The following is a 9,431-nucleotide window of genomic DNA, read 5'->3' as shown; positions in this document are numbered from 1 at the left end:
GGCGGCTAACATATAAACGATCCGTACTACCTGCTCGATCAGCTGTGAGATCGCCGATGGTGCCATATCTTGGTACCCTTGGAAGAAGCCGCGAGCCAAACTCATGACTGGGATCAAGATCAAAGCTAAGGACAATGAACGATAGATTGGGATCATGCGTGGGTCACCTTGAGAGATCCAAGGTGAAATGAACCATAACAGTGCGGCTGAAAAGATCCCCAATCCCAACATGAGATACATCGTCTTTTTAAATAATCGTCGACCAACTTGATATTCATTAAGTGAATTGTAATGCGAAACTTGCTTTGCCACCGCGGATGGAATACCCGCCGTCGCGATCATGATAAACAAACTATAGACAGTGTAACCCTTGGTATACAAAGCATTAGCTTGCAACTTATCTGCACCGAACCAGCCATACCACGGGATAATATAAATTGCGCCTAAAATTCGTGAAAAAATACTGCCTGCAGTCATCCAAGCAGATCCTTTCAACATTTTTTCTTTAGCAGTAGGTTCAGATCCAGCTTGCTTGAGCTGTTCTTCACTTGACTGGACCTTTTTTTCGCTCATCAAAATAAACCTGCTTTCCATTTGTTATTTATCTTATTTTTGGATAGTAGTTTAACTACTCCAAAAACTAAAATTTACATACACGACTATTTTATAGAAGTTGCTTGCACTTGGCAATTGTTTGTGACAAACATTAGAAATAATCAAGAAAATTTATATAGCATGTTTTAGGTTTAAACATAAATCAGACTCCTCCACTTCAATTTGTTTCTGTCCATGTAATAAGAGCCCAAAAAAAGAAGCACATTTGAGTGCTTCTTTCCAAGCTATACTTAACTACTTGTCTGACTTATTTGCTAACTACAATGTTAACTAATTTATTAGGTACAGCGATCACTTTTTTGACCTCTTTATCGGCTAACTCTTCTTTAATTTTTTCATCAGCCAAGGCCATTTCCTGCATCTGATCACGTGGTGTGTCACGTGCAATGTCTAGACGTTGACGCACTTTACCGTTAACTTGCACTACGATTTGGACTGAATCATCGACTAGCTTGCTTTCTTCATAAGTTGGCCACGAAGCATAAGTGATCGTACCCACATGTCCTAACTTAGACCATAGTTCTTCAGCAATGTGGGGCGTGATCGGAGCCATCATTTTGACAAAGCCTTCCATGTATTCCAACGGTAATGAATCTTGTTTGTAAGCATCGTTAATAAAGACCATCAAAGACGAAATTGCGGTATTAAAGTGCAACTTTTCAAAGTCTTCTGTAACTTGCTTAACTGTTTGGTGATAGCTCTTGTCTAACTGATGGTCATTAATGGTTGTGATACGATCACGTAATTCATTTTCTTCATCCACGATCAAATTCCAGACACGCTTGATAAACTTATGTGCCCCATTTAAACCATCTTCACTCCAAGCGATCGAAGCATCCAATGGACCCATGAACATTTCATACAAACGTAAGGTATCTGCACCATATTGTTGGACGATATCATCTGGATTGACTACGTTACCCTTAGATTTAGACATCTTTTCGTGATTGTTACCTAAGATCATACCCTGGTTAACTAATTTCTGGAACGGTTCCTTAGTTGGAACAATGCCTAGGTCATATAAGAACTTGTGCCAGAAACGTGCATACAAGAGGTGTAAGACAGCGTGTTCAGCACCGCCAACATACAAATCAACTGGCATCCACTGTTTTAATTTATCATAATCAGCCAATGCTTCTTGATTGGTAGGATCTACGTAACGTAAGAAGTACCATGAACTACCAGCCCATTGTGGCATCGTATTAGTTTCACGCTTACCTTTACGACCATTTTTATCAACTACATCGACCCAGTCTGTCAGGTTAGCTAGAGGACTTTCACCAGTGCCTGAAGGCTTGATATCGGTAGCTTTTGGCAAACGTAACGGAAGCTCATCTTCAGGAACAAGTGTGGTCTCACCATCTTCCCAGTGAATCACAGGAATTGGTTCACCCCAATATCTTTGTCGGGAGAACAACCAATCACGCAAACGGTAATTGACTTTCTTTTCTCCAATTTTCTTTTCATTGAGCCAATCGATCATCTTATCGATTGCTTCTTGTTTGCCCAAACCATCCAAGAAATCTGAGTTAATGTGTTTGCCATCGCCGACATAAGCTTCTTTAGTTACATCGCCGCCTTCGATCACAGGTACGATCGGCAAATCAAACTTCTGTGCAAATTCATAATCACGTTGATCATGTGCTGGCACGACCATAATTGCTCCTGTCCCGTATGAAGCAAGTACATAATCAGCGATCCAGATCTGAACTTTTTGTCCATTAGCTGGATTGATCACATAGCTACCAATAAAGACCCCAGTCTTGTTTTTAGCCAGGTCCGTCCGCTCCAAGTCAGACTTGTGTGAAACCTCGTCGACATATTTTTCAACGGCTTGCTTTTGTTGTGGCGTTGTTAATTTCTCAACTAATTCATGTTCAGGTGCTAGAACCATGCAAGCTGCGCCAAAAAGCGTGTCTGGACGAGTTGTAAAAACTTCGATCTGCTCATCTTGGTCCAAAACTTTAAAACGGATCGAAGCCCCAACTGAACGACCGATCCAGTTACGTTGTTGTTCCTTGATTGCTTCTGGCCAATCTAGGTCATCTAAGTCATCGATCAAACGGTCAGCGTAAGCCGTGATCTTTAAAACCCACTGACGCATTGGTTTGTGAATTACTGGAAAACCGCCACGTTCAGTTTTTCCATCAATCACTTCTTCATTAGCGACAACTGTCCCTAGATCTGGACTCCAGTTAACTGGCACTTCGGCTTCATAAGCTAAACCTTTTTTATAAAGTTGTTCGAAGATCCACTGAGTCCATTTGTAATAGCTAGGATCAGTAGTATTGATCTCACGGTCCCAATCATAAGAAAGACCTAAAGACTTGATCTGACGTCTAAAATTATCAACGTTAGTTTTCGTAAATTCACGTGGTGAATGGCCTGTATTGATCGCATATTGCTCGGCAGGTAGACCAAAAGCATCCCAGCCCATCGGATGTAATACATTATAGCCTTGCATCCGCTTCATACGAGCAATAATATCGGTTGCCGTATAACCTTCAGGATGTCCGACATGTAGGCCTTGGCCTGATGGATAAGGAAACATATCCATTGCATAATATTTTTTCTTATCAGGATCTTCAGTTGTTTTGAAAGTCTTTTGTTCATCCCAATATTTTTGCCATTTTTGTTCAATTTGTTTATGATCGTAAGCCATTGATCAAATACTTCCTTTCCTGATTAACAAAATAAAAAAATCCTATACATACTCCTTTTGCAGAAGAAATGTATAGGACGAATTACTCGCGGTACCACCTAAATTTCGACAAAGTGTCGACACTCGATTTCATAACGGGAAATACCGTTCTTGCTTACTAAATTCAACAAGAAACTCAAAGGTGAGTTCAAGTCAACAACGTTACGTTCACACCAGCCACGTACTCTCTGAATCGTTTACTAACTCTACTGATCCTTCTCAACGTTAATATTAACTATTACTATAGCAAATTGAATTTTTAAATGCAATAGCTTTCTAACTTCATACTATTTTAATTTTAATGTTTGTCCCACATAGATCGCATCAGAAACTAAGTGGTTCATTGACTTCAACTGGTTGACCGTCATCTTATTTCTAGTAGCGATCCGCCATAAGGAATCATGAGCCTGAACCGTATACGTACTCTTTTTAGGAGCAGAACTGGTATTTTTGTGGTCAGCATTCACTGAAGCGCGGCCCTCCACTTTTAAGGTCTGACCAATGTAAATTACACTACCAGTCAAATGGTTTATCGAACGCAGCTTAGCGATCGTAATGTTATGAGCGTTAGCGATCGACCATAAACTATCGTTTTTCTTCACAACATAAGTCCCGTTGGCTTTCTTGTGTGTTGTTTTGTCCTTGTTACTGTTGTTTGTCTGTCCCTTTTGACCATTACCCTTGACCTGTAACTTTTGGCCAACGACGATCATATCACTGCTTAGTTTATTCAGTGATTTTAAGGATGAAACTGACATGTTATTTCTTTGTGCGATCGACCAAAGTGAATCCCCCGACTGCACTGTGTATTTAGCCTGTTTAGTCGTCTGGTTCGAACGGTTGTTGTTTTTGTTGTTATTTGGACGAGACTGGTTTGAATTTGTTTGACCAGACTGTTTTTTAGACAAGTTCAATTTTTGACCGACACGGATCAAATCTGAAGATAAATTATTCAACGATTTGACCTGAGCCACACTCAAACCGTGCGAATGCGCGATCGACCATAAAGAATCATGCGCTTTAACGGTATAGCTCGTTTGCTTAGGGTTATTAGCTGGCCTTTGCTGAGACTTGCTTGGACGTGAAGTATTGCTGCTAGGCTGCTTTGCAGTTGAGCCAGCAGTCACCTTCAGTTTTTGTCCCACATAAATAATATCAGCTTTCAAATTATTCAACTTGCGCAAGTTAGCTACTGAAGTCTTATTTTTCTGTGCGATCGACCATAAACTATCCTTCGCCTTGACTGTATAAGTCTGGGACGGTTTAGATGGATCTGATGGCTTCGACGGTTTGGATGGCTGTGGTTTCGCATTATTATTCGTGGTAGAACCAGATACTTTTAACTTTTGCCCCACATAAATATTATTACTGCTTAAGTTATTCAAGTTTTTTAACTTTGCCACGCTCATATTATGTTTCAAAGAGATCTGATAAAGATTATCGCCCGCTTTGACCGTATATGTTGCATGATTAGAAGTCGAAGTATTCGATCCCGTGCTAGTATGATCTGGGCGTGAATTCTGACCAGAGTTCGCATTTGGCAGATTTGTCGAAGTATTACCGCCATTATTACCAACTTGGCTATCATATTGCTTTAAGCCATACATGTTAATGATACGCATCAACGTTGCAGCATAATTGGGATCTGTCGCGTAGGTCCCATAAACACCATGGGAGAGATTCTTAGTCGCTTGTTCAACACTACCTACCTTGCCCGGAGTAGAATTTGGAAAACGGTTAAGGATCATAGTAGCGTAGTTATTCATACTTTCGCCATAACTGCCATATTTCTGGAATTTGGCGGTGACCCGATGATTTGACCCTTGATAATGCTCGTTAGTTGGCATTTGTACAAAGGCACCCGATCCATTCCACTTTACTCCAAATAAATTAAAAGCTTGGCTGCTCAATTGACTACTGCCCCAGCCACTTTCCAAGCTAGCTTGCGCGATCATCATTGACGCATACAGACCTCGTTGTTTGGCGATCTGCACAGCCGATGGAGCAATTTGAGCGATAAAAGACTGTGGGGCTTGATAAGTCGTTACAGAGCCACGTAACAAACTATTGGTATTGCCCGAAATAACTGGCGCTTCCTTTGAAGGAACAGCTTCTTGTGGCTCTTCATTTTGATCTTGTTGATCTGTAACATTTTTTTGTTGTGCGTCCTGAGTTGTTTTGGCCTGCTCATTATTATTTTCCACACTCGTCTCATTATTTTCAGTCGTGATTGTATTTTGAGCATTATCTTGACCTGCATCAGACTGTGCAATTATCTGGTTATTAACAGTCTCTTGGGACTGATCATTTTGTCCATTTTTTTGGCCATTAGCTACTTGAACAGTAGTATCAGCCATTGCCTTAGTTTTACTTAAGCCGATACCAGCCGTTCCCATCAGAACGGTTGTTCCAATATATGTAGTAGCTTTTTTAACCGATTTAAAATTTTCAGTTAGTTGTAAAGCTTTCTCTTGCTCGATTCTCTCTTTTCTCTTTTTCAAAGATATACCCCCCTAAAACAGTACGATCTTTTCAACAATAAACCTTTGGCTTATTTGTCAAATACACTATACCCGCGCATTAAAAACCCTATAAAAAATTTGCTTAACGTAATTATATCATTGACCCAGATAGAAATGCACTAAAAATGTTTTTCGCAATCAAAAAAACAACTCACTTTAATGAGTTGTTCGCTATTATTATTACAATTTTTTATTTTAATTCAGCTTTTAGTGCATCGACTTTATCTGTGTGTTCCCACGGCAAGTCGATATCAGTCCGTCCAAAATGACCATAAGCAGCTGTTTGCTTATAAATTGGCCGACGTAAGTCTAACATGCGAATAATACCTTCTGGACGCAAATCAAAAACTTTACGGATCGCATCGATCAAAGCTTGGTTATCAACTTTACCAGTGTCAAATGTATTTACTGAAACTGATACAGGTTGGGCTACACCGATAGCATAGGCTAACTGAACTTCAATTTCATTTGCCAAACTAGCAGCTACTACATTTTTGGCAATGTATCTTGCGGCATAACTTGCTGAACGATCAACTTTCGTAGCGTCCTTACCAGAAAAAGCACCACCACCGTGATGTGCATAACCACCGTATGTATCTACGATGATCTTCCGCCCTGTCAAACCGGCATCACCTTGTGGACCACCGATCACAAAACGACCAGTTGGGTTCACAAAATATTTAGTATTGTCATCCAACAGATCGGCTGGGATAACTTTTGTAATGACATGGTCTATTATATCTTGCCGGATCTGATCTAAAGTAGCTGATTCTTTATGTTGAGTTGAAACAACTACCGTATCAACACGATATGGTTGATTGCGATCATCGTATTCAACTGTCACTTGTGCTTTTGCATCTGGGCCTAAATATTGCAACTCACCAGACTTACGCACTTCTGCGATCTTACGCATCAACTTATGACTTAAAGTTATCGGCAAAGGCATCAGTTCGGTTGTTTCATTACTGGCATAACCAAACATCATACCTTGGTCACCCGCACCGATCTTATCAAGGTCATCCAAATTACCTGCTTTAGTTTCAAGTGATTCGTCTACCCCTTGAGCAATATCAGGTGACTGTTCATCGATCGCAGTCATGACCGCACAATTGTCGCCATCAAAACCAAATTTATTATCAGTATAGCCGATATCTTTGATCGTTTGACGTGCAACTTTCTGAATGTCAACGTAAGCAGAAGTCGATACTTCACCAACTACCACTACCAATCCCGTTGTTACTGTCGTTTCAACAGCTACACGTGCATTTGGATCTTGCTCTAGCATCGCATCTAAAATACCATCACTGATTTGATCGGCTATCTTATCCGGATGCCCTTCAGAAACGGATTCTGAAGTAAATAAATGTCTTTCTGACAATGTAATTCCCCCACTATCTATTTAATAATTGGTTACAAGGCATCTTCATCAAATATGAATCCTTTCGGGAATGAGTTGTAACGCTATAATTTTAACATAAAAAAAATGTAACGTATACTATTATAACGGTCCATAACTAAGATAACTTCCTGGAACATAGTTCAACAATTTAGTACCAATAGTTCTTTGCTTCGGTCAGCTATTCTGATTAATAGTCGATTCAGTTAAAATAAAAGTTCTAGCATATTCGGCACAGATAGATAAGAAGATCTTTCATCATTGCTTGCTAAAAATATTATTGTACTAAAAAACCGTCCCCAAAAGGAACGGCTAAATTTATCGTCACAACGGTCCTAGCCGGATTTGAACCGGCGATCTCCTGCGTGACAGGCAGGCGTGATAAACCCCTACACCATAGGACCAAAAAAATTGCGGGAGAAGGATTTGAACCTACGACCTCCGGGTTATGAGCCCGACGAGCTACCAGACTGCTCCATCCCGCGATAATATTAAAATAAAAGTGACCCGTACGGGATTTGAACCCATGTTACCGCCGTGAAAGGGCGGTGTCTTAACCACTTGACCAACGGGTCAAAAAACGGAGAAGGAGAGATTCGAACTCTCGCGCCGTTTTACCGACCTACACCCTTAGCAGGGGCGCCTCTTCAGCCACTTGAGTACTTCTCCAATGGGCCTAAATGGACTCGAACCATCGACCTCACGCTTATCAGGCGTGCGCTCTAAACCAGCTGAGCTATAGGCCCATATCCATAACGACTTTATAATGTCGTAAGCGGGTGACGAGAATCGAACTCGCGACAACAGCTTGGAAGGCTGTGGTTTTACCACTAAACTACACCCGCATTATAAAATGGCGCGGGACGGAATCGAACCGCCGACACACGGAGCTTCAATCCGTTGCTCTACCGACTGAGCTACCGAGCCATCAATGCTAAACTTGAGCTGATGCTCAAACTAGGACGGTCCTAGCCGGATTTGAACCGGCGATCTCCTGCGTGACAGGCAGGCGTGATAAACCCCTACACCATAGGACCAAAAATTGCGGGAGAAGGATTTGAACCTACGACCTCCGGGTTATGAGCCCGACGAGCTACCAGACTGCTCTATCCCGCGATAATATTAAAAAAGGAGGATAAGAGATTCGAACTCTTGCGTGGTTTGACCCACCTGACGGTTTTCAAGACCGTTCCCTTCAGCCAGACTTGGGTAATCCTCCAAAAAGTTTCATACGATATAATCCATTGAAACTATGGACCTTGTAGGACTCGAACCTACGACAGGACGGTTATGAGCCGTCTGCTCTAACCAACTGAGCTAAAGGTCCAAGCTCTGGTATGAAAATCGCGGCAGGGGGAATCGAACCCTCGACCTCCCGGGTATGAACCGGACGCTCTAGCCAGCTGAGCTACACCGCGATAAAAAAACATATGAATCGGGAAGACAGGATTCGAACCTGCGACCCCCTGGTCCCAAACCAGGTGCTCTACCAAGCTGAGCTACTTCCCGATTAAATGCACCCAGTAGGAGTCGAACCTACAACCTTCTGATTCGTAGTCAGACACTCTATCCAGTTGCGCTATGGGTGCATAAAATAAAAATCAAAATGCCGAGGACCGGAATCGAACCGGTACGGTGATCACTCACCGCAGGATTTTAAGTCCTGTGCGTCTGCCTGTTCCGCCACCCCGGCAGTATTTTGACAAGCGGAAGACGGGATTCGAACCCGCGACCCCCACCATGGCAAGGTGATGTTCTACCACTGAACTACTTCCGCATATGCCGACTAGACGATTCGAACGCCCGACCCTCTGATTACAAATCAGATGCTCTACCAACTGAGCTAAGTCGGCAAACTTGTAAAGACAACTTTATTAGTTTACCAAACTGATAACCGCTTGTCAAGGTTATCAAGGATAAAATGAGTCGTGACAGGCTCGAACTGTCGACCCTCTGATTAAAAGTCAGATGCTCTACCAACTGAGCTAACGACTCAAGAAAATGGAGGATACAGGGCTCGAACCTGTGACCCTCTGCTTGTAAGGCAGACGCTCTCCCAACTGAGCTAATCCTCCAAACAAAGCGCGGTAACTACCTACCCTTGCAGGGGGCGATCCCCCAACTACTCTCGGCGTGACGAAGCTTAACTTCTGTGTTCGGCATGGGAACAGGTGTAGCCTTCGTGCTATCATCGCCG

Annotated in this window: 4 protein-coding genes, 19 tRNA genes, 1 rRNA gene, 1 riboswitch and 1 other annotated feature; all 24 genes read right to left on the bottom strand. The window is 42.1% G+C overall.

From position 1 onward, the window contains the following. Positions 1–573: oligosaccharide flippase family protein (locus LACPOB_RS13140; RefSeq protein ID WP_258420997.1), on the bottom strand; the 573-nt coding region annotated here is incomplete at its 3' end. Positions 574–862: 289 nt separating this feature from the next. Continuing rightward, on the bottom strand, positions 863–3,277 hold the full coding sequence (leuS, locus tag LACPOB_RS0109850; RefSeq protein WP_017868654.1) for a leucine--tRNA ligase: 2,415 nt from the start codon (positions 3,275–3,277) through the stop codon (positions 863–865). 70 nt (positions 3,278–3,347) lie between these two features. Then, positions 3,348–3,548: a binding site (T-box leader), on the bottom strand. Positions 3,549–3,603: 55 nt separating this feature from the next. Continuing rightward, positions 3,604–5,817 carry a muramidase family protein gene (locus tag LACPOB_RS0109845; protein WP_017868653.1) on the bottom strand — a complete coding sequence of 738 codons (2,214 nt, stop codon included), beginning with the start codon at positions 5,815–5,817 and terminating at the stop codon, positions 3,604–3,606. Positions 5,818–6,028: 211 nt separating this feature from the next. Then, positions 6,029–7,216 (bottom strand): methionine adenosyltransferase, encoded by a 1,188-nt coding sequence (metK, locus tag LACPOB_RS0109840; RefSeq protein ID WP_017868652.1) that lies wholly within the window; start codon positions 7,214–7,216, stop codon positions 6,029–6,031. Further along, a riboswitch (SMK box riboswitch) is annotated at positions 7,214–7,302 on the bottom strand. Its footprint overlaps the gene before it by 3 nt. Positions 7,303–7,564: 262 nt before the next feature. Beyond that, positions 7,565–7,638: transfer RNA gene (locus LACPOB_RS0109835), tRNA-Asp, on the bottom strand. A gap of 7 nt (positions 7,639–7,645) precedes the next feature. Beyond that, a tRNA-Met gene (locus LACPOB_RS0109830) sits at positions 7,646–7,719 on the bottom strand. 18 nt (positions 7,720–7,737) lie between these two features. Continuing rightward, positions 7,738–7,809: transfer RNA gene (locus tag LACPOB_RS0109825), tRNA-Glu, on the bottom strand. A gap of 6 nt (positions 7,810–7,815) precedes the next feature. Continuing rightward, positions 7,816–7,903: transfer RNA gene (locus tag LACPOB_RS0109820), tRNA-Ser, on the bottom strand. Positions 7,904–7,905: 2 nt separating this feature from the next. Further along, positions 7,906–7,980 (bottom strand) — tRNA-Ile (locus LACPOB_RS0109815). A gap of 28 nt (positions 7,981–8,008) precedes the next feature. After that, positions 8,009–8,079 (bottom strand) — tRNA-Gly (locus LACPOB_RS0109810). A gap of 9 nt (positions 8,080–8,088) precedes the next feature. Then, positions 8,089–8,161, bottom strand: a tRNA-Phe gene (locus tag LACPOB_RS0109805). A gap of 36 nt (positions 8,162–8,197) precedes the next feature. After that, positions 8,198–8,271, bottom strand: a tRNA-Asp gene (locus LACPOB_RS0109800). A gap of 5 nt (positions 8,272–8,276) precedes the next feature. Further along, positions 8,277–8,350 (bottom strand) — tRNA-Met (locus LACPOB_RS0109795). Between the two features lie 13 nt (positions 8,351–8,363). After that, a tRNA-Ser gene (locus tag LACPOB_RS0109790) sits at positions 8,364–8,453 on the bottom strand. A gap of 34 nt (positions 8,454–8,487) precedes the next feature. Next, positions 8,488–8,561: transfer RNA gene (locus LACPOB_RS0109785), tRNA-Ile, on the bottom strand. Positions 8,562–8,578: 17 nt separating this feature from the next. Next, a tRNA-Met gene (locus LACPOB_RS0109780) sits at positions 8,579–8,652 on the bottom strand. Between the two features lie 17 nt (positions 8,653–8,669). Next, a tRNA-Pro gene (locus LACPOB_RS0109775) sits at positions 8,670–8,743 on the bottom strand. Positions 8,744–8,749: 6 nt separating this feature from the next. Continuing rightward, positions 8,750–8,823: transfer RNA gene (locus tag LACPOB_RS0109770), tRNA-Arg, on the bottom strand. Between the two features lie 18 nt (positions 8,824–8,841). Beyond that, positions 8,842–8,927: transfer RNA gene (locus LACPOB_RS0109765), tRNA-Leu, on the bottom strand. A 12-nt stretch (positions 8,928–8,939) separates the two neighbouring features. Beyond that, positions 8,940–9,011, bottom strand: a tRNA-Gly gene (locus LACPOB_RS0109760). A 3-nt stretch (positions 9,012–9,014) separates the two neighbouring features. Next, positions 9,015–9,087, bottom strand: a tRNA-Thr gene (locus LACPOB_RS0109755). A gap of 69 nt (positions 9,088–9,156) precedes the next feature. Beyond that, positions 9,157–9,229: transfer RNA gene (locus LACPOB_RS0109750), tRNA-Lys, on the bottom strand. Positions 9,230–9,236: 7 nt separating this feature from the next. Beyond that, positions 9,237–9,309 (bottom strand) — tRNA-Val (locus tag LACPOB_RS0109745). Positions 9,310–9,316: 7 nt separating this feature from the next. Further along, positions 9,317–9,431, bottom strand: a 5S ribosomal RNA gene (rrf, locus tag LACPOB_RS0109740); the annotation flags it as partial.

The organism is Ligilactobacillus pobuzihii E100301 = KCTC 13174, from assembly GCF_000349725.1.
Classification (GTDB): domain Bacteria; phylum Bacillota; class Bacilli; order Lactobacillales; family Lactobacillaceae; genus Ligilactobacillus; species Ligilactobacillus pobuzihii.
Note: the sequence above shows the minus strand (reverse complement) of the source record. Positions and strands in the feature narration are given on the sequence as shown.